Genomic DNA, 22,377 nt, shown 5'->3' with positions numbered 1-22,377 from the left:
GCCGCGCCGGGCACGCTCGCTCCCGCGGCGGCGGGTCCGATGCCGCCCGGTATGCCGCAGCCGCTGCGGCAGCCGCCCGGCACGCCCCCCGGTGGCATGCCGCTGCCCGGTCAGGCGGTGCCCCCGGGCGCACCCACCACCGTCATGCCCGTGCAGAGCTCGGATCCGACTGTGGCGCAACCCGATACCGGTCGGCTCCGGGCCTTTGTCACCGGCTCGTTCCCGCGCGAGGAGCCCGCCGAGGGCCCCGGCACCTCGGATCTGCCGGTCATCGTGCCGACCGATCCGACCGTGGTGCGGGTCAGCGATTTCCACTACAGTCCGCTGCCGCAGAGCGCCCAGGATCCGAGTCGCCCGCAGGTGTGGGGTCATGCGCGGCAGCAGGATTTCCCGTATGCGCCAACGCCCGATCCGTCGCTGTACCCGACCTCGGAGCAGCCGCGCGTCGACCCGGCGCCGCGGCCCCCGCATCGGCGGTCACGACGCCGATCGGTGGCGGTGCCGATCTCGATCGGCGTGCTGGTGGTCGCCATCGCGGCCATCGCCGGTGCGGTGGGCTGGCAAGTCCTGGACCGCTCCCGCGACGAAGCACCGAGTGTGACCGTGGCGCAGGACAATCCGAGTTTCACCGTGCCGTTGTCGCAGCCGAGGAACTCGGTGACCAGCACCCCGGCCCCGACCACGGTCCAGTTGCCGGCGGGCGCGTCACCGTGTCAGCTGGTGTACCCCGCACTCAACGGCTACACCGGTTCGGCGACCGGATCCGCCGTTACCAGTTGCCCTTTCGCGGAGGAGGTACGCCGGTCGTATGCCGACGCGACTACGGGGAAACCGGGAACGGCAAGTAGTGTGGTGGTGGTAAGTCCGGTAACAAACCGGGCATACACGATGAACTGCACGGCGACAGGCAAATTGGTCACCTGCATCGGTGGCGAGAACGCGGTGGTGTATGTCTACTGACCCAATTCCGGCCTGTCGTAAGGCCATTGCTCGGTGTTTGTCCTTCGCGACCCTGCTGACCATTTCGGCGTGCGCGATGCATGTGAGTTCCGCGGACACCCCGGTCTCGGGTGCGCCGGTGCTGCCCGGGTCCGCCGATACGGTGAACGATCGGCCGACCATGTCGATGATCGCGCCGGATCTGCCCGATCTGTTCGGGTTGCCGAAATCCATTACGTTCGCCGCGGATTTCGCCGACCTGCAATCCGGACTGGACGGCCGGATAGGACTCGCGGTCATGCCGGTCGGCGGCGGCGATATGACCGTGCTGGGCAATTGGACCACCGGCATCGCCTGGTCCACCATCAAGGTGCCGCTCGCGCTGGCCGCCATGCGCCGCGACCCGGACGGATTGCGCGATCTCGCCGAGGCCGCCATCACCTTCTCCGATAATGATGCGGCGCAGTCGCTTTGGACCTCCCTCGGCAATGGCTCACAGGCCGCCGCGGCGGTCGAGGCCATTCTGCGCGAGGCCGGGGACACCGTCACCGATGTGGCGGCCCGGCACACCAGACTCGCCACCCTCGGCTCGGATGATCTGCTGGCCTTCGGCGCGACCGACTGGTCGCTGGCCGACCAGGTGAGGTTCGCCTCGAAACTGCCGTGCCTGCCGCGCGCGAATTCGGTTGTCTCCCTGATGAGTGAGATCACCCCGAGCCAGAGCTGGGGCCTGGGCCGGTTGATCGGCGCGGAGTTCAAGGGCGGCTGGGGACCGGACGACGACACCGGCAACTACACCGTGCGCCAGTTCGGCCTGATTCCGACCCTCGCCGGTCCGGTCGCGGTCGCGCTCGCCGCCGAACCCACCTCCGGCACTTTCGAAGACGCCACCGACATGATGGACAAGATGGCGCTGCTGCTCGGCGATCACCTGCCCGACCTACACGGTGGGCTCTGCTCGCACTGAATACCGGCTCTGCGCACACAAAACGGAATCTCCCGAGCCGCAGCGCAATCCTTCGAGATTGACGCATACCGGTGAGTCCGCTAGGAAACAGGGACTCACCGGAGACGATGGAGGTACCGGGTGGACGCACCGTATTCGCTGCGCAGACGCATCGCTGGAATCGCGAGTTGTTGTGCGGCGGCATTGCTGGTGACGACCGGATGCACCAGTAAGCCGGTGCTCGTCCCCGATGCCACCACCGCCGCGGCCGGTCCGGCCGCACCCGCCCAGACGCTCACCGCGACCATGCCGGGAACGCTCGCTTGGGAATTCGAGCACGACCTGCGGCCGACGCTGAAAGGCACAGTGGCGCTGGCGATCATGCCGGTGGGCAGCGATCGCGTGGTGGCACTGGGTGATTGGCGCGTTGGCCCGGCCTGGTCGTCCATCAAGGTGCCGCTGGCGCTGGCCGCGCTACGCGCGAACCCGGGGTATGTCAGCGCCGCCACCTCGGCGATCACCAATTCCGACAACTCCGCCGCCGATACGCTCTGGCAGTCGCTGGGGGCGCCGGAGGTGGCCGCGCAGGCCGTCCAGGATGTGCTGCGCGAGGGCGGGGACAATGTCACCAAAGTGCCCGCGCAGCGGGCGCGCGCGGATTACTCGGCGTTCGGCCAGGCCGAATGGAGCATTGCCGATCAGCTGACCTTCGCCGCGCATCTGCCCTGCCTGCCGCAGGCGGATTCGGTCACCGCGCTGATGGGCAAGATCAGCTATGGCCAGCGCTGGGGGCTGGGCACGCTCACCGGTGCGCGGTTCAAGGGCGGCTGGGGACCGGATCCGAGCGGGAACTACCTGGTCCGGCAATTCGGACTGCTACCGGTCGAGGGCGGCGAGGTGGCCATCGCCATTGCCGCACAGCCCACTTCGGGCTCCTTCGACGAGGGCACCACCATCCTGACCAAGATCTCCGATCTGATCGAGAAACACCTGGGCGAATTGCGCGGCGGGGCCTGCTGAGCATCTCTTGACCAGCTGTTCACGGGGGCGCGCCCCACGGCGACCCCGACTCGGGGCAAGATAGGGCGCATGCGCATCGGAGTCTTGACCGGAGGCGGAGACTGCCCTGGACTGAACGCGGTGATACGAGCCGTCGTTCGCACCGCGAACGGCCGCTGGGGCGACGCGATCGTCGGCTTCCAGGACGGGTGGCGCGGGCTACTCGAGGATCGCAAGATCCAAATCCTCAATAACGACCGCACCGACCGGCTGCTCACCAAGGGCGGCACCATTCTGGGCACGGCGCGCACCAATCCGGATGTGCTGCGCGCCGGACTGCCGCGCATCAAACAGACCCTGGACGACAATGGCATCGACGCGCTGATCCCGATCGGCGGCGAGGGCACGCTCACCGCGGCCAGCTGGCTCGCCGACGAGGGGGTGCCGGTGGTCGGCGTACCCAAGACCATCGACAACGATATCGACTGCACCGATACGACTTTCGGGCACGACACCGCCATCGCGGTGGCCACCGAGGCCATCGACCGGCTGCACACCACCGCGGAATCGCATCAGCGCGTCATGCTCGTCGAGGTGATGGGGCGGCACGCGGGCTGGATCGCCATCAATTCCGGGATGGCGTCGGGGGCGCATCTGACCCTGGTGCCCGAGGTGCCGTTCGATGTGGACGAGGTCTGCGCCATGGTGAAACGGCGCTTCCAGCGCGGGGATTCGCATTTCATCTGCGTGGTCGCCGAGGGCGCCACGCCGGGGCCGGACTCCTTCTCGCTGCGTGACGGCGGTATCGACGAATTCGGGCATGTGCGATTCACCGGGGTGGCGCAGCAGCTCGCGCCGGAGATCGAGCGGCGCATCGGCAAGGAGGTGCGGGTGACCGTGCTGGGGCATGTGCAGCGCGGTGGCACGCCGACACCGTACGACCGGGTGCTGGCCACCCGTTTCGGCGTGCACGCCGCGGAAGCCGTGCACGCCGGTAATTTCGGGCAAATGGTCGCATTGCACGGCACCGAAATCGATCTGGTGCCATTGGCCGAGGCGACCAAACAGCTCAAACTCGTTCCGCAGGAACGCTATCGCGAAGCCGCGGCTTTCTTCGGCTGAGCTGTCCTATACCCGATCGAAATGCCCCTGCCGGACGGCGGAGGTGAACCTGTCCCATTCGGCCGGGCCGAAAACCAATTCGGGCCCGGCCGGATGCTTGCTATCCCTGACTCCCACACCTTTTTCCAGGAATGCGATCTCCACGCACTCCTTCGCCCCGGTACTGCGGGCGCTCTTGAACCACCGGGCGGCCGGTTCGACGTTCACGTCCCGTACTCCTTCGCTGCCTTCCGCAAGAGATCCCTACTGCTGGTCTCGTCCAGCGCCGAGAGCTGGAGAGCCTGGTACGCCTGTCGATATCGGTCGACCGACGCCTGCTTCTCCAGGTAAAGGTCGCCGAGGAAATTCTCCAGGTACACCACGGTGGGTTCGACCGGTCGGTTTGCGCTGTCCCGGCCGAAATCCAGAATCACGAACGGCCCCACGGTGTGCCCGATCGGGACGCCCGCGGAGAAGGGTAGTACACGCACAGCGATCGTCGGGAGTGTCGACATATCCGCGACGCGCCGAAGCTGTGCCGCCATAATCCTCGGACTGCCTACGACCCGGCGTAATGCCGTTTCGTGGACGATGATATCGAAGGTCGCGGGGCTGCGTTTTCTGGTCAAAAGGGACTGCCTGCGGATCTTCAACTGGACTCTGCGGTCGATCTCGTCGCGCGCAGCATCCGGCCAGTAATCGCTGATCAGGACGCGTGCGTAATCGGTGGTCTGCAGTAGGCCGGGGATCAGATCGGGTTGATAGGAAATGAGGCCGCGGGCCGAGGCCTCCAGTCCGACATACACATTGAAACCCTCGGGAATGAGGTCGTCGTACTCATGCCACCAGGACTTGACACTGGCCTGCTGGGCCAGCCCCACGACGGCGGTGGTGAACTCGTCGCCGAAGTCATAGATGCGACATAACTCCCTAATGTCCAGTACGCGAATCTTTTCCGCGTTACCGGTCTCCAGCCGCTGGAGTTTCGACTCGCTCCACTCCATCATGGCGGCGGCCTCGGCAATGGTCATATTGCATTGCATTCGCCCCTCACGCAGGTATCGCCCCAGTTGGCGGCGCGGCAGCGTAGAACCATGCTCGGACATCGAGTCTCCCCCCGCGAAAGCGGTCTTCGGTCACTGTGAATGATGCTCCCACGCACAATGAATGCCGACCTGGGGGTTTCGGAAACTTTCCCGCGACACCCGAATTACATTGCCCGCCCGCACTCCACAATGCTGAACTTGACTCGCGCCCGGCGAGAGCCGGAGCCCTGATTTCGGACCCACTCGTCCCCGAGCCGGGCGCACCCACTTCGCGGCGACCCTCAGCCCGCCACCTGCACCACCACCACGGCGAGCAGCAACAGCAGCGCGAGCACGGCCAGCCCCACCACCACCAGCGCGGCAACCTGCGATCGCCCGACCCCCGCCGGAACCCGCTGCGGCGGGGGCGAATTGACCGGATACCCGGGCGGCCCGAACTGCCCCGGCGGCGGGCCGCCGGGATGCGGTCCCGGAGGTATCACGGTCGGCGTCGCACCGGCGGCCGGAGCCACACCGGGCTGGGACTCGGCGAGCGGCTGGGTTCCACCGGGCGGCTGGGTTCCACCGAGCGATTGGGTTCCAGCGGGCGGCTGGGTTCCAGCGGGCGATTGGGTTCCAGCGGGCGGCTGGGTTCCACCGGGCGATTGGGTTCCAGCGGGCGGCTGGGTTCCACCGGGCGATTGGGTTCCAGCGGGCGGCTGGGTTCCACCGGGCGGGATCTCGGCTGCCCGAGCCTCGGCCTCCACCGCGGGCGAGCCGTCCTCGGCCGCACCGGACCCACCCCCCTCGCGGGATGCCCCTTCGCGCGACCAGACACTGTCGGCCCCACGCCCGCGAGCACTCACCGCCACCCCCTCCCCCGAGGGCTCGAACGCGCCGGACTCCGGATTGCGAAGCCCTGCACCGGGATAGCCCGCATCGGATCTCTGCTCCGACGCGCCGTCCACCGGCACCGCGCTGCCGGAGTCCCCGGCGACCGGCTCCGATTGCCCGGCTTCGTCCTCGGCGCGCGGCGAATCCGGTTCCGCCGCTGCCGAAGTGGCGGGCTGCTCGGCGGCGGCACCGGCTGACTCGGGCGATCCCGAGTCGAGCGGAGCATGCTGAGTCGGGAAGGAATCGGTCTGCCCGGAGTGTTGGGCGATCGAATCGTTCGATTCGTCCACCACCGCCGGGGTGGAGTCCTCGGCGCCGGAATCCTCCCCCGGGGTTCGACGCGTCGGGAAGGAATCGGTCGGCCGGTAGGCCGAATCATCGAGTGGCGCTTCGGGACTCGCCGGAACCTGCTGCGGTTGCGGAGCGGGCGGAGATGGCGGCGCAGCCGGATAGTTGGGTGGCGCGCCCGGATAACCCTGTTGCGGCACACCGGGAGCCGGGTATCCGGGAGAGGGGACCGGCGCGGCCGCACCCGGTTGGGCGGGCGAATAGCCCGGGGCCGGAACGGAAGCTGCGGCGGGGACCGGTTGGGAGGGTGCGTAGCCCGGGGCCGGTTGACCGGGTGGATAGTTCGGTGCCTGGGGTGGGTAGGCCGGTGGCCCGGCGGGGTACGCCGCCGCGGGCGGAGCGCCGTAGGTGGGTGGGGCGACGGTGAACGGTGCGGCGGTGACGGGGTAGGGGACGGGGCCGGAGGTGAGGGCGCGGCGGGCGGCTTTGGCGAAGTCGGCGCAGGAGGGGAAGCGGTCCACGGGGCGTTTGGCCATGGCTTTTGTGAGGACGGCGTCCATGGCTTGGGTGAGGCCGGGGCGGCGCAGGGAAACCGGTGGAGGCAGGAGTTGGAGGTGACCGCGGATGAGTTCGGCGGGATGGGGGGAATCGTAGGGGCCCGCACCGATGAGGAGCCAGTACAGCGCGCAGGCCAGGGAGTACTGGTCGGTGGTGTGGTCGAGGTGGGCGCCGGTCATCTGTTCGGGGGAGGCGTAGGCCAGGGTGGCGGTGAACATACCGCGCTGGGTGAGGTGGGTGGAGTCCTCGCGCAGGCGGGCGATGCCGAAGTCGGTGAGGAAGACGCGCTCACCGTGTCCGGCGACAGCGCGGGCCAGAATGATGTTGGCGGGCTTCACATCCCGGTGCAGGACGCCGCGGGTGTGCGCGTAATCCAGGGCGTCGGCCACGCCCTCGATGATCTGCACCGCGCGCTCGGGCGGGAGCTGGGTGACATTCACACCGGCGGCGTCGACACCGTCGATGTACTGCATGGAGATCCACAGCTGCTCATCCTCGCTGCCGCGGTCGTACACCTCGACGATATTGGGATGGTCGAGCTGGGCGACCAGATCCGCCTCGCGTTCGAAACGCGCGCGAATCTCCCTGTCCGCGAAGAGTTCCCGATTCAACAGCTTGAGCGCGGTGAGCCGCCCCAGCCGGGGATGGCGGGCGAGATACACCGATCCCATCCCGCCCTGTCCGAGCAGTCGCTCAATGGTGAAACCGGCGAACACGTCACCGTTGTTCAACACCGCGACGACCCCCTTCCGGTGACGTACGAGTCCTGGAGCTTACAGCGCGAAACGCCGGCCGACCGGCCGTCTTTCAGCCCGGCGTCACCAGCCCGGACTCATAGGCCAGCACCACCGCCTGCGCGCGATCCCGCAGATTCAGTTTGGCGAAAACCTTGGAGACATGGGTCTTCACGGTCTGCTCCGCCACGAAGAGATTGTCCGCGATCTCGGCATTGGAGAGTCCGCGCGCGACCAACTCCAGCACCTCGCGTTCGCGCGGGGTGAGCACCCCCAGCGCGGGTGCGGGCGCACGCCGATTGCGCCGCTTGGTCACATCGGCGATGAGCCTGCGCGTGACGGTCGGCGCGAGCAGCGCGTCACCGGCGGCGACCACGCGCACCGCGCGCACCAGTTCCTCGGCGGGCGCGTCCTTGAGCAGGAATCCGCTGGCCCCGATTCCGAGTGCCTCGTACACGTAATCGTCGATATCGAAGGTGGTGAGCATGAGCACCCGCACCGGCGGATCGAAGCCGGCGGACAGAATCGCCCGCGCCGCGTCGAGCCCGTTCATCTCGGGCATGCGCACATCCATCAGCACCACGTCCGGGCGGAGCCGTTTCGCCTCCGCCACAGCGGTTTTGCCGTCGGGCGCGTCACCCACCACGCTGATATCCGGCTGCGCCGCGAGCAGCGCCCCGAAGCCGGCTCGCACCATCGCCTGATCGTCGGCGATCAACACCGTTATCGCCACTGTCCCACCACCTCACGCACGCAACCGAGTTTGCCACGTCAACCTCGCGACAGCCGCCGGCACATCACCTTCGCACCCCGACACGCGGAAATGCCCCTCGGTGATGACCACCGAGGGGCATTTGCGTGAGATCAGATTCCGGAACCGAGCGCGGCATGCGCGGCATTCGCACCGAGCGGCGGTGCCAGCGGCAGTTCCGCCCGGACCTCGAAACCACCGTCGGGGCGGGGCGCGGCGGTGAGCGTGCCGCCGACCGAGGCCGCCCGGGACTGCATCCCCGCGATCCCGCTGCCACCTACATGATCGGTGTGCGCGGGACCGTGCGGGCGGTCGTTGACGATGGACAGATTCAGGGCGGCGGCACTGTCGATGCGCACCCATACCGGCGCACCCGGCGCGTGCCGGGAGGCATTGGCCAGCGATTCCTGCACGATGCGGTACAGCGCGACACCGGTCGTCCCCGGAACCGCCTCCAGATTCCCGTCGATGGTCCAGGTGAGCGGTACCCCGGCGCGGCGAGCGCCCTCGAGCAGGCCGAGCACATCGGTCGCGGTGGGTTGCGGTGCGTGCTCGGGCAGTTGCCCGTCGCTGCGCAGCACCCCGAGCAATCCGCGAATCTCATTGAGCGCCGAGCGCGCTCCCGATCCGATGGATTCGAACTCGTCCTTGGCCTCGGGAGAAAGTCCGTCGATCCGGTACGGCGCGGTCTGCGCCTGCACAACCACCATCGACATGTGATGCGCGACCACATCGTGCAGATCGCGGGCGATGCGCGCCTTCTCCTCCAGGATCGCGCGGCGCGCCCGCTCCAGCTCGGTCTCCTCCTCCTGTTTGAGCAGCTGCTGGCGCGACACCACCACCCAGCGCACCAGGAGTCCGAGCACAACCAGCCCGGTGATGGCGATCGGCCAGCCGAGTCCGGCGTCGGCGAAGCTGTCCCCGGTCTGCGCCATGGTGGTGGCCATCAGCAGTGAGGTCGCCACCCACGCCACCCCGACGATCTGTATGGGCGCGCGGATCGCCACGGCGAACACCAGCGCGAACAGCGACAGGATGTGCACGACCTGGAACGGCAGGGTGTTACCGGGCGTATGCGGCACCGCCATCGAGATGAGCAGCGCCGATCCGGCCGAAACCGCCCATCCCAGCGCCGGATTCACCCGCACCAGCAGAATGGGGAATGCGGCGAATCCCGCTATGAAGGGCTGCGCGGCCGCGGGCACCGCATGGGTGATGTGCAGGGTCGGCCACGCCACCGCCAGGAATATGAGCGCGACCAGCACCGTGATGCCGTCGAACCACTGCCGCGCTCTCGCCGAGAGCGCGCGTTTCGCCAAAGTACCGACCATGCCATCGACGGTAGAGGTCGCGCGGCCCGCACACCTCATACCCTCGGCCGATCTTGTACCCCCTACCCCGGTACGGGCCCCGCCCCGGACTCCCCCACCTCGCCCATCCGCGAACAGCCCCGCAGCGTGAAGCCCAGGTAGCGACCGGATTCCTACCGTCATCGGTATGAGAGCGTTCCCGTCCCACCCGGGCACTCCGACCCCGGACCCGCAGCCCGCATCCCCCGCAGCAGACACCGAGCGCCCGCGCACTCGCATGGCTGGCGACAGCCCCACCGCGGGCGAGGCGACCGCGTCCGATGCGGCCACAACGGACTCCACCACCTCGAGCTCCGCCGCGCCCGGCTCGGCCATATCGGGCCGCACGGCGTCGAACTCGGTCGCATGCGAATCGACCGCGCGCAGCTCAACCGCCTTCGGCTCCACAGCATCGGGCTCGGCCGCATCCGGATCTACCGCGTGCAGCTCCATCTCCGGCTCAGCAGCGTCGAACTCGGCCGCATCCGGATCTACCACGTTCGACTCAGCCGCCTCCGGCTTCACGACGGCGAGTTCGGCCGCATCCGGCGCTATCTCGTTCGGCTCAGCCGAGGTGGGTCGCGCCCGGGGGATCGATTCCGGCTCGCGCGCAGTAGATTCCACGGTGGGCTCTCTGCACCGTTGGGGCATGCTCGCGGGGGCCGCGGCCGTGCTGTTCTCCGTCGCAGTCGCTTTCGCGCCGCAGGCCGCCGCCGCGGAGACCGCTCCCGCCGGCGAGAATGCCGCCGCGCGGGTCGGAATCTTGGAATCGACTGCCGCGCATCCGGATCCGAGCGCGATTCCGGAGGACTTCGTCGCCGAGGCCGGGTATCGGCCGGTGGTGGAGGCGAGCATGCTGGTCAATCCCCAGGGCGACTGCTCTTCGCCGGTGCCGCTCCCCCGAGAGTTCGATATCGCCTGCAAGGCACATGATCTCGGCTACGACATGCTCCGCTATGCGGGCAGCCATGGGCAGCCGCTGGGGCCGTGGGCTCGGCAGGCGGCCGATGCGGCGCTGGATGAGCGCATGCACGCCTCCTGCCTCACCCGTGGCGACGCGCTGGACCGGGCGGGGTGCGAGTTCATGGCCGGGGTCGCCGCCACCTTCGTGGATTTGAATTCCATTCGCCAGGGCTATGGGGTTCCGGTGCACGAGACACTCTTCGACGGTCCGTCTTTGCCGATCGTGCGCTACACCGGCTTCGGGCTGCTGGCGGCCGTATTCGCCGGCACCGCGACCTTCTTCGGCCGACGGGTGCGCGCTGCGCGCTCGGGCGTTCGGATCACGACCGCGCGGGCGGTGGCGCTGTGAGCATCATCGATCGGCCGAGACCCACGCAGGTGAAGGCGCACGCCGGCACAGCGGAGGGTCCACGTCCTCGTTGGTCCATCGGCGCACCTCCGCGATTCGGTGCACCACGCATCGGGACCACACTCGGGGTCCTGTCCGGGGTACTGGCTTCGCTGGCTCCCGGAGTATTGCCGCGCACCCCCACCGCACAGGCGATTCTGACGGCCCTGCTGATACTGCTCGGGCTCGCGGTGGTGAGCCTGGGGCGGATCGCGGTGCGGCGGAGGGGATTCGGCGACGGAACGCTCCGGAAGCGATGGCGGGTTCCGGCGCTCGTACTGGCCGTGCCCGCAGCGGCGATCGCGGTGGCGCAGGCCGAGCATTGGCAGAACCGGCTGCGCAGCGCCATGGGTGTGGCGCAGGTCGACCCCGCGTACTGGTCGCTGTGGGCCGTGTGGACCGCGCTGATCACCGGCGCGGTGCTCGGCCTCTGCGCCGGAATCCGCTGGGTGGTACGGCGATTGGGTCGGCTGCGCAGTGCGATGCTGCTGGCCGTGTTCGGCGTCGTGACCCAGGCCGTGCTGGTGCCCGCCGTGGTGGATTGGCGTAGGGAGTCCTACGCGGCGGCGAACGCTTACGTGGATCCCACTCTGGAACAACCGGTTTCGCCGGGCCGGTCGGGCAGCCCGGTATCGGCGGCGAGCTGGTCCTCACTCGGCGCGCAGGGCCGCAAATTCGTGGCGGGGCGGCCCGCCCAGGGTGTGCGGGTCTACATCGGATTGAATTCCGCGCCGGACCTGAACGCCCGTGTGGCGCTCGCTATTCGGGAGTTGGACCGCTCGGGCGGATTCCAGCGCGAAAACCTGGTGGTGACCGTCCCCACCGGCTCGGGCTGGATCGACGGCGAGGCCGCCTCCGGCCTGGCTCGCCGCTTCGACGGTGATGTCGCCCTGGTCGGCCTACAGTATTCGAACGCGCCCAGCTGGGCCACCTTCGTGTTCGGCCGCAGCGCCGCCGAGGAGTCCGCGCGCGCCCTGTTCACCGCTGTGGAGCAACGCATTTCGACCCTCGCGCACCGGCCGAAGCTGTACGTCTACGGCCAGAGCCTCGGCGCACTGGGCGGCAACTCCATCTTCACCGACGACGCCGACCAGGACCGCCGCACCTGCGCGGCACTCTGGGCGGGACCACCCGCGAACCACGTGCACCGCGCCGGAGCCACGGTCCTGGCGAATGCCTCCGACCCGGTGGTGCACTGGTCCCCCTCCCTCCTGTGGAGTCCCCCCGACCTCACCGGCACCCGCCCGGACGCCCCGGTCCCCCAATGGCTTCCGGTGGTGAGCTTCCTACAGACCAGCCTCGACCTCCTCGGTGCATTGGACGCCCCCTCCGGCCACGGCCACCGCTACGGCATCGACCAGGGCACCGCCCTCGGCTCCTGCTGATACGGAATACTCAGCGAACTTCCGGCATTGTTGACCGTGACCAATTTGCCCTGGTTTCGAAAGGAAGATCGTTGACCCGAACCTGGTTCATCACCGGCGCGAACCGCGGCCTAGGCCGCGCTTTCACCGAGGCCGCGCTGACCGCCGGTGACACCGTGATCGCCACGGCGCGCGACCCGCGAACCATGACCGATATCACGCACCCGCGACTGACGGTGCTACCGCTGGATGTTCGTGACCGCGAGCGCGTATTCGCCACGGTGGAACAGGCTTTCACCACCGCCGAGCGTATCGATGTGATCGTGAACAACGCCGGATACGGCCTGGTCGGCGCGGTCGAGGAGCTCACCGAGGCACAGATCCGCGATCAGCTGGACACCAACTTCTATGGCGCGCTGTGGGTTTCACAGGCCGCCGTGCCCCGGCTGCGCGCACAGGGCTCGGGCCATATCGTGCAGATCTCCACCGTCGGCGCGGTCGGCTCCCTGCCGCTGTTCAGTATGTACAACGCCTCCAAGTGGGCACTGGAGGGCTTCTCCGCCTCACTCGCCGATGAGTTGAAGCCCTTCGGCATCCATGTCACGATCGCCCAGTTGGGCGGCTTCGACACCGACTGGGCCAAGTCCAGTATGCGGTTCGCCACCGCCGAGCCCGCATACGCCCAGCTACGCACCGCGATCCTCGGCATGCCGGAGTACCCGGACGCTGCGGCAGCCGCCCCGGCCGCAGCGGAACCCGCCGCGGACGAATGGGTCGAGGCCGCACCGGAAGTCGCCGCCGCGGCCCTGATGGAGCTCGTCGCCGATCCGAATCCACCGCTGCGCAAGATCATCGGCCCCGGCGCCCATCTGATGGTCGCCATGGCCCTGGACCAGCGCCGCCAGGACTACCTCGCCGATCCCGAATTCGCCTGGCCGTCCTGAAACGAAGGCTCCCGGCTGACAGTGTCGGCCGGGAGCCGAATTCGCTTATCGCACGGTGCGATCGGAGCCGCTCAGGCGATAGCGCCGCGCGCCGCCTCGTAGGCCGCGCCGACGCGGTACAGCCGGTCGTCGGCCAGGGCCGGGGCCATGATCTGCAATCCGACGGGCAGACCGTCGTCCTTGCTCAGTCCGGACGGCACCGACATGCCGCAGTGCCCGGCCAGATTGGTGGGCAGGGTGCAGAGGTCCGAAAGGTACATGGCCAGTGGGTCGTTGACCTTCTCGCCCAGCTTCCACGGCGTGAACGGGCTGGTCGGCGAGACCAGCACGTCGACCGACTCGTACGCCCTGTCGAAGTCGCGCGCGATGAGCGTGCGCACCTTGAGCGCCTGACCGTAGTAGGCCTCGTAGTAGCCCGAGGACAGCGCGTAGGTGCCAATCATGATGCGCCGCTTGACCTCCGGGCCGAACCCGGCCGCGCGGCTGAGCGACATGACCTGATCGGCGCTGTGCGTACCGTCGTCACCGACGCGCATGCCGTACCGCATGGAATCGAAGCGCGCCAGGTTCGACGACACCTCCGACGGCAGGATGAGGTAGTAGGCCGCGAGCGCGTATTCGAAGTTCGGGCAGGACACCTCGATGACCTCGGCCCCGAGATCCTTCAACTGCGCGACCGCCGCGTCGAAGGAGGCGATCACACCGGGCTGGTAGCTGTCCGAATGCAATTCCTTGACCACACCGACCTTCACACCGGTCAGATCACCCTTCGCGCCCTCGCGCGCGGCGGCGACCACCGGCGGCACCGGCACATTGCGCGAGGTGGAGTCGCGCGGGTCGTACCCGGCGATGACCTCGTGCAGCAGCGCGGTGTCGAGCACGGTGCGCCCGCACGGCCCACCCTGATCCAGCGAGGACGCGCAGGCGACCAGGCCGTACCGGGAGACGGTGCCGTAGGTGGGCTTGGTGCCGACGGTCGCGGTGACCGCGGCGGGCTGGCGGATCGAGCCGCCGGTATCGGTGCCGATGGCCAGGGGCGCCTGGTACGAGGCCAGCGCCGCCGCCGAACCGCCGCCGGAGCCGCCCGGAATCCTGGTGGTGTCCCACGGGTTTCGGGTCGGCCCGTACGCGGAGTTCTCGGTGGAGGAGCCCATGGCGAACTCGTCCATATTGGTCTTGCCGAGAATCGGGATGCCCGCCGCGCGCAGTCGCGCGGTGACGGTCGCGTCGTACGGCGCGGTCCAGCCCTCGAGAATCTTCGACCCGCAGGTGGTCGGCATATCGGTGGTGGTGAAAACGTCCTTGAGAGCCAACGGAACACCCGCGAGCGCCGAAGCCGTCGTACCGGCGGCGATCTCGCGATCGACCTCGGCGGCGGTCAGCAGTGCCTGCTCACCGGCGACGTGCAGGAAGGCATTGATCTCGCCGTCGACCTCGGCGATGCGCGCGATATGCGCCTCGGTCACCTCGACCGAGGAGATCTCGCGGGCATGAATCCTCTCGGCCAGCGCGGACGCCGACAGCTTGGTCAGGTCGGTCATTCGCCCTCTCCCAGAATCTGCGGAACCAGGAACCGCTGCTCCTCGACGGCGGGTGCGCCGGACAGCGCCTCCTCCGGAGTAAGACAGGGCTGCTCCACATCCGGGCGCGTCACATTGGTCGCCGGATTGGGGGATGCGGTGGCGGGGACATCGGCCGCGGCGACCTCGGAAATCTGTGCGACGTGGGTCAGAATGGAATCCAACTGACCGGCGTACAGATCGAGTTCGTCATCGGTCAAAGCGAGCCGGGACAACCGGGCGAGATGTGCGACCTCGTCCCTGGAGATGGCGGGCACCGCGGGACCCCTTTCGGCTGGTTCGAGCGTGGTGATTCGACTCCGGACAGCCTAGCGGGGCGTGTTGGAGCGCCGGTCACAGGTGTCTCCCGGCGGCGAATCACGTCCCGCGATACCGTGGTTGGAGAATTCCGCATTAATCAGGTGACCCACGAGTAAGTGGCCTGGGTCACAGCCCTCGCTTCGATTCGATAACCATGAGCCGAGGGTGTAAATATTGCGGGACTCGGGTACCCGTCCCAAAGTTTGACTGGTCGCACAGGAATCGAAAGGAAGGCACGTGTCATACCTGCTTCGCGTGCAACTTCCGGATCGTCCAGGCAGTCTCGGTTCACTCGCACTCGCGCTGGGTTCCGTGGGCGCCGATATCCTCTCGCTGGATGTCGTCGAACGCGGTGACGGTTTCGCGATCGACGACATAGTGGTCGAGGTACCGTCGGGCGCTCTTCCGGACACACTCATCACGGCGGCGGAATCGCTGCACGACGTCCAGGTGGATTCGCTCCGCCCGTACTCGGGCATGCTGGACACGCATCGCGAGCTCGAGCTCATCGATCAGGTCGCCAACGCACGCGACGACCGGTTGCAGGTACTGGTCGACGGCGTCCCCCGGGTCTTGCGGGTGGGCTGGAGCACGGTCATCGATATGGGCCCGCAGGGCGCGTACCGGGTGGTCGGCAGCCAGAGCGCACCGTCCACGCAGGCGGCCGAAGCGCCGTGGATGCCCCTGGAGAAGCCCGCCGTGCTCGACGGCGAGGGTGACTGGGTGCCGGAGCTCTGGCGCGATATGGACACCAAACTGGCCGCCGCGCCGCTGGGCAATACCGGCAAGGTACTGCTGCTGGGACGCCCGGGCGGACCGGACTTCCGGCCTTCCGAGGTCGCGCGACTGGGGTACCTGGCCGGGATAATCGCCACGGTTCTCGGCTAGTTCTCAGGTTCTATCCACTATTCAGCTCAGTAGATCATCTACGGTGTAAGTACGTAGATGATCTACCGAGAGGCAACGACGCCATGCAGTACCAGCGATCCACCTCGACTGCACCGGAAACCAGCTCATCGAGGGCACCGACGACGTCTACCAGGTGGTGCGCCTGCCCGACGGAGCCCTGAATATGGAAGGCCGCCACCCCGATCTCGCAATGGCGATTCGACTCCCCCGCACCGGAACCCACCTGGCGCACCGCCAGCCTGTGCATCGACGGCACCCTGACCTAGATGACGGGTAGTCGCATCACCGTCAAGGGCGTTCCCGCCATGGTCTTCCAATCCCGTTCCGGCACATGGACGAATCCCAATCGGTCATAGAGCCGCCGGGCGTCCTGCATGGTCGGCATGGTGGTCAGCACCACCGCACGCCAGCCTTCGGCGCGCGCGATCTCGATGACCTTGCGCACCAATGCGGTACCGACGCCGAGCCCGCGCCCCTGCTTACCCACAACCAGCATGCGGAACTCCAGCTCGCCATCCCGTGCGATATCGGCGAACGGCGTACCCGGCCGCGCCACCGTCACCGAGCCGACGACCCCGCCCTCGTGCACCGCCACCAGGATCTCGGCGCTGGCGGCGCGGGTGGCGGTATCGGCAAGCTCTGCGACATAGGGGCTTTCGGGGTTCACATGCCCCTCCCCCACGTACACCTCCACGGTCAGCGCGCCGACCGCCGTGTACTCCGACGCCTCCACATCCCTGATCACCACACCCGAGTCACCCATCGCACTCCATCCTCATCCCACGCCCCCAACACAATTGAACAGTCGATCACCAGGAACCTATGGCGCGAATTGCCGCCCCGATGCAGCCATCAGTTCCCGGTCGATTACGCCACGGCCTCGGGGCCGCCCTCGAGGAGGCGTTTGAAGGCTTCCTCGTCGAGGATGGGGACGCCCAGTTCCTCGGCCTTTTCGGCCTTGGAGCCCGGGGAATCGCCGATCACCACGAAGGCGGTCTTCTTGGAGACCGAGCTGGCGGCTTTACCGCCGCGCACGAGAATCGCCTCCTTGGCCCCGTCGCGGGTGAAGTCGCGGAGCGATCCGGTGACCACGATGGACAGGCCCTCGAGATTGCGCTCGATCGATTCGTCGCGTTCGTCCTCCATGCGGACGCCCGCGGCTCGCCATTTGTCCACGATGTCGAGATGCCATGGCACGGTGAACCACTCGCGCAGGGCGACGACAATGGTCGGGCCGACACCGTCGACCGCGGCCAGCTCCTCTTCGGAGGCTTCCTGGATCCTGTCCATACTGCCCAGCGCGGACGCCAGAGCCCGCGCGGCCGTGGGGCCCACGTGCCGGATGGACAGGGCCACCAGCACCCGCCACAGCGGCCGGTCCTTGGCCGCGTCCAGATTTTGCAGCAGGCGCTTGCCGTTCTGCGACAGCGTGCCGCTCTTATTGGTGAAAAGCGTTGTGGTGAGTAGTTTGTCCTCATCGAGGGCGAATAGGTCGCCTTCGTCGTCGATGGCCCCGGACTTGAGCAGGTCGATGGCGGCCTCGTAACCCAGCGCCTCGATATCGAACGCACCGCGACCGGCGACGTGGAATACCCGCTCCCGCAACTGCGCCGGGCAGTACCGCTGATTCGGGCAGCGGATATCGGCGTCGCCCTCCTTGGCGGGCGCGAGTTCGGTACCGCATTCGGGGCAGTGCGTGGGCATGACGAACGCGCGTTCGGCACCGGTGCGCGCGTCCACCACCGGACCCAGCACCTCGGGAATCACATCACCGGCCTTGCGAATGGTGACGGTATCGCCGATGAGCACACCCTTGCGCACCACCTCGGAGGCATTGTGCAGCGTCGCCATGGCCACCGTGGAACCCGCGATGGTGACCGGTTCCATCACCGCGAACGGCGTAACCCGGCCCGTACGACCGACATTCACCTGAATGTCGAGGAGTTTGGTGGTGGCCTCCTCCGGCGGGTACTTGTACGCGATGGCCCAGCGCGGCGCGCGCGAGGTCGCCCCGAGCCGGCGCTGCAGCGCGAAATCGTCGACCTTGACGACCTGGCCGTCGATCTCGTGCTCGATATCGTGCCGGTGCTCACCCCAGTAGGTGATGCGATCCAGCACCGCCTGCACCCCGCGCACCTGAACGGTATGCGCGGAGACCGGCAGCCCCCAGGCCGCCAGCGCGCGATACGCCTCGTACTGCGATTCGGCGCTGAAGCCCTCGGTGCGGCCGAAGCCGTGGCAGATCATGCGCAGGCGACGGCGGGCGGTGACCGCGGGATCCTTCTGCCGCAGCGAACCCGCGGCGGTATTGCGCGGATTCGCGTACGGCGCTTTGCCTTCCGCGACGATCGAGGCATTGAGATGTTCGAAATCGGCGAGGGTCATATACGCCTCACCGCGCACCTCGAGGAGTTTGGGCACCGGAAATTCGTCGGTGCCGATCAGCTCGTGCGGGATATCGTCGATGGTGCGGGCATTGAGCGTGACGTTCTCCCCCGTGCGGCCGTCACCGCGGGTCGCGCCGCGCACGAGTTTGCCGTCCTCGTAGACCAGGTTCAGCGCGACGCCGTCGATCTTGACCTCGCAGACGAAGGTGGTGTCCGCCCCGGTCTCGGCCTCCACGCGGGTGATCCAGGCGCGCATCTCGTCCGCGTTGAACACATTGTCCAGCGAGTACATCCGCTCCAGATGATCGACCGGCGCGAATTCGGTGGTGAAACCGCCGCCGACGACCTGGGTGGGCGAATCGGGGGTGCGCAGGTCCGGATGCGCCTCTTCCAGGGCCACCAGGCGCTGGAACAGTTCGTCGAATTCACCGTCGGTGATGATGGGCGCGTCCCGCACGTAGTAGCGGAACTGGTGGTCGCGCACCTCCTCCGCCAGCCGCTGCCACTGCACCCGCTCGTCCCCGCTCGCGGGGACGATCCGCTCCCCGTTCACCGCGCTGATCTGCATGCCCGATTCGCTCACAACAGGCACATTAGCGCCTCGCACCGACACCTTTGTGCGACATTCCCGCACGTCGAGCCGGTGCGACGGACATTTTCGGGATTGCCGCGGCACCGCTCACACGCGTCGCGGAACCCGTCGATGTGGCGAGGAACACCGGTGCGCGCGAGCGGGTTGCAGCCGATATGGACATTGCCAAGGCCGTCGATTTCGCTCGCTCGCACCGCAAGTCGGTTCTCACGACGATTCGCAAGGACTTCCGCCCGCAGCTCTCCAATGTCACGCACTGGGTCGCGGACGACGGCCTCATCCGCATCTCCATCACCGCCGACCGCGCCAAGTACTTCAACCTCAGCCGCGAGCCCTGGACCGCGTTGCACATCAGCAGCGAGGACTTCTGGTCGTACGCCGTCATCGAGGGCACGGCCGAGCTCACCCCGGTGGCGGGCGATCCGGGTGACGCCACGGTCGAGGAGCTCATCGCGTACTACCGCGCGCTCAGCGGCGAACACCCGGATTGGGACGACTACCGCCGCGCCATGGTCGCCGACCGCCGCGCCATCGTCCGCATCACCCCGAACCGGGCCTACGGCCTGCTGCGCTGACCGCTCAGGCGAGTACCGCGCCACCGTCGGCGGTGAGCACCGTCCCGGTCGTGTGCGGTTGCTCGAGCAGGTAGAGATAGGCCCGGGCAATGTCCCGCACCTCGCCGACCCGATGCAGCGGGGTGCTCGCGGCGGTATCGCGATAGAACTCCACGAGGATCTCCTCGGGGAGATCCCAACGCGGCGAGCGCACCGCACCACACCGGGCATGACCGCATCGAGCCGAATGGGGGCCAATTCGACTGCGAGAGCACGGGTCAGGGCTTCGATCGCACCGCACAGGCTGGACGGGATGCCCGAGCCCGGTACCGGGGCGCGGGCTCCCGGTACCGGTGGTGAGGGTGATGGAACCGTCCGGCCGCGGTCGCGATGCCGCGGCGCGCACCGCGGTGATGACTCCGAAGTACCTGAGCTCGAAGAACTTTCGGGCCGCGGTGATATCCAGCTCGGCGAGCGGGGACAGCGGCAATGCCTCCCCGGCGGTGTAGACGAGATGGCCGAGCGTGCCGATTGATCGACGAATTCGCCGCGCTCGCAGCCGAATAGCTCACGCCGGGGTGGGCTCGGGCAGCACCTCACCGGTTTCGAGCAGCGTCTTGAGGTTGGACAGGATACCGGGCCAGCCCTCGCGAATGCCCGCGAGCATGAGGCTTTCGCGGCCGAATCCGTTGTGCACCACGGTGAGTTTGACGGTCTCGCCGACGGGGGTCAGGTCGAAGCTGACCGTGGAGCGCGGTTCGGTGGACAGGCGCTCGAAATCCTCGGCGCTGAAACCGAATTGGTCGGCGAACGCTTTGTCGACGGTGTGCCAGGTGTAGGACAGGGTGCGGTAGGGGTCGGCGGTGACCACCACCTGTTCGGGGTCCTTGCTCACCCAGCCGGACTGCTCCCAGGTCATGGATGATCCGGGCCGCCAATCGGTGTCGAAGGTCGCACCCCAGTAGCGGCGGGTGAAGGCCGGATCGGTGAGCGCCTGCCACAGGCGCTCGGGGGTGGTCCTGATGTAGGTGGTGTAGACGAATTCCTCACTCATGGTGGCGCTCTCCAATGCGGTTTTGAGGTCGGCCAGGGCGTGCACCCGGCCTTGGTCATAGCGGTTGATCCAGCGCTCGGCGATGGCGTTCACGGGTTCGGCATTGAGGTAGTGCAGTTTTTCGCGGCCCCGGCGCAGCGTGGTGACCAGATTCGCCGCCTCCAGCACCGCCAGATGCTTGCTGACGGCCTGACGGGACATCTCCAGCTCCGCGCAGAGTTCGCGCAGGGTTTGACCGGTCCGGTCGTTGAGGCTGTCCAGCAGCCTGCGACGACTCGGGTCGGCCAATGCCTTGAAAACCTCGTCCACCTGCACCTCACTCGAACCGAATCGCTATATGCAACCATTGGGTTGCATTAATCAGAATAGGCAACCACACGGCTGCCTGTCAATGAATTCCGTTCCCGCCGCACATGTCCGATACGGGCGAGTCGCTTTAACGCCCGCCGACCGGCAGGATGACCAGGGTGTTGCGCAGTTTTCAGGTGGCGAACCACCGATCCCTCGCCGAGCCGCAGGAGTTGCGGCTCACCCGTGGCAACGGCCCGGTCGCCGCGCCCGTCACCGCCGTGTACGGTGCGGCCGCGACCGGAAAGACGAGTCTGGTCGACGCCCTGGACCGCATGCGGGACGCGGTGCTCAACTCGGTCACCGGCTGGGACCCCTTCTCCGGCCCGGTGCGCACCCCGCACCTCGGATTCGCGGACCGCCCTTCGGAATTCATCGCCCAGTTCGTGGCCGAGGGCTGCCCGTACACCTACGGCTTCCGGCTCGACAATGCCGATGTGAGCGCCGAATGGCTGCATTCGCACCCGCACAATCGCAAGCGCATCGTCTTCGAACGCCAGGGCGACGACATCCGCATCGGCCCCATGTTCGAGGCGGCCCGCTACGGGCTGGGCGCGGTGGTGCCGCTGGTGCGCCCGAATGCCCTGCTGCTGAGCCTGTCCGGGCAGTTGTACGCCGAGCCCCTGGTTCCGGCCTACCGTTGGTTCCAGTCACTGCTGGAGGTGCAGTGCGGACAGCCCGATCCAGCCGATATCGCGCATCGGGTCGGCAGTCACATCTCGCGCTCCACCGATCACGCGGTGCGGCTGCTGACCCTGCTGCGCTCGGCGGACCTGGGCATCACCGATCTGCTGCTGCCCGGCGACGACCCCATGTACGGCGACTACCTCCGCGACCTCGACAACGATATCGCCACCACCACAAAGGAAATCGAGTCCTGTACGGTCTCGGCCAGCTATGCCGAGGAGCTGTTCCTCGAACACGGCATCACCGTGACGCTGTTGCAGCGCGAACTCTCGAACCTCTTCGGCGCGCGTGACGCGCTGTACTCGCGCATGGTCACCCGCCGCGGCGTCGGCCTGGGTCTGGTGCACGAGGGCATCGACACCGCCTTCGACATCACCGACGAATCCAGTGCCACGCTGGCCATGTTGCGCCTGCTCCCGCCCATGCTGGACGCCCTGGACACCGGCGGTGTGCTCACCGTCGACGATATCGACGCGCACCTCACCCCGGAGACCGCGGACAGTCTCATCCAGCTCTTCCAGAATCCCGAAACCAATACGCACGGTGCGCAATTGGTCTACACCACCGCCGATCGCATGCTGATCGACCGGGGCAACGGCCGCTCGCAGTCCAAGCGCACCACGGTGTGGGGCGTGCGCCGCACCACCACCGGGACCTCGGAATTGCAGCCGCACTGAGCGCGAGGCAACCCCGCGGCAACCGTGCTGCGGCGGCGGTGCCCGC

21 protein-coding genes and 1 pseudogene are annotated in these 22,377 nt (G+C 67.8%); 11 read left to right on the top strand and 11 right to left on the bottom strand.

Features of this window, described 5'->3' with window-relative positions:
- The 4 genes and pseudogenes from NA10_RS37590 to NA10_RS18860 all read left to right on the top strand — a co-directional run.
- Positions 1–960, top strand: a pseudogene (locus NA10_RS37590) (hypothetical protein); the annotation flags it as partial.
- Positions 950–1,906, top strand: coding sequence for a serine hydrolase (locus NA10_RS37585; protein ID WP_067569750.1), 957 nt, complete (start codon positions 950–952; stop codon positions 1,904–1,906). The pseudogene NA10_RS37590 and the gene NA10_RS37585, both read left to right, overlap by 11 nt.
- A 120-nt stretch (positions 1,907–2,026) precedes the next feature.
- Positions 2,027–2,905 carry a serine hydrolase gene (locus NA10_RS18865; RefSeq protein WP_245677597.1) on the top strand — a complete coding sequence of 293 codons (879 nt, stop codon included), beginning with the start codon at positions 2,027–2,029 and terminating at the stop codon, positions 2,903–2,905.
- A 69-nt stretch (positions 2,906–2,974) separates the two neighbouring features.
- The gene (locus NA10_RS18860; protein WP_067569747.1) at positions 2,975–4,006 is read left to right on the top strand and encodes an ATP-dependent 6-phosphofructokinase; all 1,032 of its coding nucleotides are present in this window, start codon (positions 2,975–2,977) and stop codon (positions 4,004–4,006) included.
- Positions 4,007–4,012: 6 nt separating this feature from the next.
- Here the strand turns inward: NA10_RS18860 and NA10_RS18855 are convergent, their stop codons facing one another.
- From NA10_RS18855 to NA10_RS18835, 5 genes are all read right to left on the bottom strand, one after another.
- The gene (locus NA10_RS18855; protein WP_067569745.1) at positions 4,013–4,213 is read right to left on the bottom strand and encodes a DUF397 domain-containing protein; all 201 of its coding nucleotides are present in this window, start codon (positions 4,211–4,213) and stop codon (positions 4,013–4,015) included.
- The gene (locus NA10_RS18850; RefSeq protein WP_067569743.1) at positions 4,210–5,091 is read right to left on the bottom strand and encodes a helix-turn-helix domain-containing protein; all 882 of its coding nucleotides are present in this window, start codon (positions 5,089–5,091) and stop codon (positions 4,210–4,212) included. The genes NA10_RS18855 and NA10_RS18850 overlap by 4 nt, the downstream gene beginning before the upstream one ends.
- 221 nt (positions 5,092–5,312) lie before the next feature.
- Positions 5,313–7,484, bottom strand: coding sequence for a serine/threonine-protein kinase (locus tag NA10_RS38730; RefSeq protein WP_245677596.1), 2,172 nt, complete (start codon positions 7,482–7,484; stop codon positions 5,313–5,315).
- A gap of 73 nt (positions 7,485–7,557) precedes the next feature.
- Entirely contained in the window at positions 7,558–8,217 is a 660-nt protein-coding gene (locus tag NA10_RS18840) for a response regulator (protein WP_067569741.1), read from the bottom strand.
- Between the two features lie 131 nt (positions 8,218–8,348).
- Positions 8,349–9,566, bottom strand: a complete 1,218-nt coding sequence (locus tag NA10_RS18835) for a sensor histidine kinase (RefSeq protein ID WP_157556606.1) — start codon at positions 9,564–9,566, stop codon at positions 8,349–8,351.
- Positions 9,567–10,233: 667 nt separating this feature from the next.
- On the opposite strand from NA10_RS18835, the gene NA10_RS18830 reads away from it, so the two are divergent.
- From NA10_RS18830 to NA10_RS18820, 3 genes are all read left to right on the top strand, one after another.
- Complete coding sequence (locus NA10_RS18830; RefSeq protein ID WP_157556605.1) at positions 10,234–10,896, top strand: hypothetical protein; 663 nt, start codon at positions 10,234–10,236, stop codon at positions 10,894–10,896.
- Entirely contained in the window at positions 10,893–12,320 is a 1,428-nt protein-coding gene (locus tag NA10_RS18825) for an alpha/beta-hydrolase family protein (RefSeq protein ID WP_245677595.1), read from the top strand. The genes NA10_RS18830 and NA10_RS18825 overlap by 4 nt, the downstream gene beginning before the upstream one ends.
- A gap of 71 nt (positions 12,321–12,391) precedes the next feature.
- Positions 12,392–13,243: an SDR family NAD(P)-dependent oxidoreductase gene (locus tag NA10_RS18820; protein WP_067569737.1), complete on the top strand. Its 852-nt coding sequence runs from the start codon at positions 12,392–12,394 to the stop codon at positions 13,241–13,243.
- 71 nt (positions 13,244–13,314) lie between these two features.
- Here the strand turns inward: NA10_RS18820 and gatA are convergent, their stop codons facing one another.
- Both gatA and gatC read right to left on the bottom strand, forming a co-directional pair.
- A complete protein-coding gene (gene gatA / locus NA10_RS18815; protein ID WP_067569735.1) occupies positions 13,315–14,784 on the bottom strand; it encodes an Asp-tRNA(Asn)/Glu-tRNA(Gln) amidotransferase subunit GatA in 1,470 nt (489 codons plus the stop codon).
- Positions 14,781–15,080, bottom strand: a complete 300-nt coding sequence (gene gatC, locus NA10_RS18810; protein ID WP_067569734.1) for an Asp-tRNA(Asn)/Glu-tRNA(Gln) amidotransferase subunit GatC — start codon at positions 15,078–15,080, stop codon at positions 14,781–14,783. Before gatC ends, gatA begins: the two co-directional genes overlap by 4 nt.
- Before the next feature lie 280 nt (positions 15,081–15,360).
- On the opposite strand from gatC, the gene NA10_RS18805 reads away from it, so the two are divergent.
- Positions 15,361–16,011, top strand: coding sequence for an ACT domain-containing protein (locus NA10_RS18805; protein ID WP_067569732.1), 651 nt, complete (start codon positions 15,361–15,363; stop codon positions 16,009–16,011).
- A gap of 283 nt (positions 16,012–16,294) precedes the next feature.
- On the opposite strand, the gene NA10_RS18795 is transcribed toward NA10_RS18805, so the two are convergent.
- Both NA10_RS18795 and ligA read right to left on the bottom strand, forming a co-directional pair.
- Positions 16,295–16,795 carry a GNAT family N-acetyltransferase gene (locus tag NA10_RS18795; RefSeq protein WP_067569728.1) on the bottom strand — a complete coding sequence of 167 codons (501 nt, stop codon included), beginning with the start codon at positions 16,793–16,795 and terminating at the stop codon, positions 16,295–16,297.
- A gap of 104 nt (positions 16,796–16,899) precedes the next feature.
- A complete protein-coding gene (gene ligA / locus NA10_RS18790) occupies positions 16,900–18,987 on the bottom strand; it encodes an NAD-dependent DNA ligase LigA (RefSeq protein WP_067569779.1) in 2,088 nt (695 codons plus the stop codon).
- A 137-nt stretch (positions 18,988–19,124) separates the two neighbouring features.
- Here ligA and NA10_RS18785 point away from each other — a divergent pair, with 137 nt between their 5' ends.
- Positions 19,125–19,586 (top strand): PPOX class F420-dependent oxidoreductase, encoded by a 462-nt coding sequence (locus NA10_RS18785; RefSeq protein WP_307188400.1) that lies wholly within the window; start codon positions 19,125–19,127, stop codon positions 19,584–19,586.
- A gap of 4 nt (positions 19,587–19,590) precedes the next feature.
- On the opposite strand, the gene NA10_RS18780 is transcribed toward NA10_RS18785, so the two are convergent.
- Complete coding sequence (locus NA10_RS18780; protein ID WP_067569726.1) at positions 19,591–19,779, bottom strand: SDR family oxidoreductase; 189 nt, start codon at positions 19,777–19,779, stop codon at positions 19,591–19,593.
- A gap of 151 nt (positions 19,780–19,930) precedes the next feature.
- Between NA10_RS18780 and NA10_RS36855 the strand changes: the two genes are divergently transcribed.
- Complete coding sequence (locus tag NA10_RS36855; RefSeq protein WP_157556604.1) at positions 19,931–20,074, top strand: hypothetical protein; 144 nt, start codon at positions 19,931–19,933, stop codon at positions 20,072–20,074.
- Between the two features lie 59 nt (positions 20,075–20,133).
- On the opposite strand, the gene NA10_RS18775 is transcribed toward NA10_RS36855, so the two are convergent.
- Positions 20,134–20,928, bottom strand: coding sequence for an ArsR/SmtB family transcription factor (locus NA10_RS18775; protein WP_067569774.1), 795 nt, complete (start codon positions 20,926–20,928; stop codon positions 20,134–20,136).
- Between the two features lie 149 nt (positions 20,929–21,077).
- Between NA10_RS18775 and NA10_RS18770 the strand changes: the two genes are divergently transcribed.
- A complete protein-coding gene (locus NA10_RS18770) occupies positions 21,078–22,331 on the top strand; it encodes an AAA family ATPase (protein WP_245677594.1) in 1,254 nt (417 codons plus the stop codon).
- Positions 22,332–22,377 lie beyond the last annotated feature (46 nt).

Source organism: Nocardia acidivorans NBRC 108247 (genome assembly GCF_001625085.1).
GTDB lineage: Bacteria > Actinomycetota > Actinomycetes > Mycobacteriales > Mycobacteriaceae > Nocardia > Nocardia acidivorans.
This window is presented reverse-complemented; position numbering and strand designations above follow the sequence as displayed.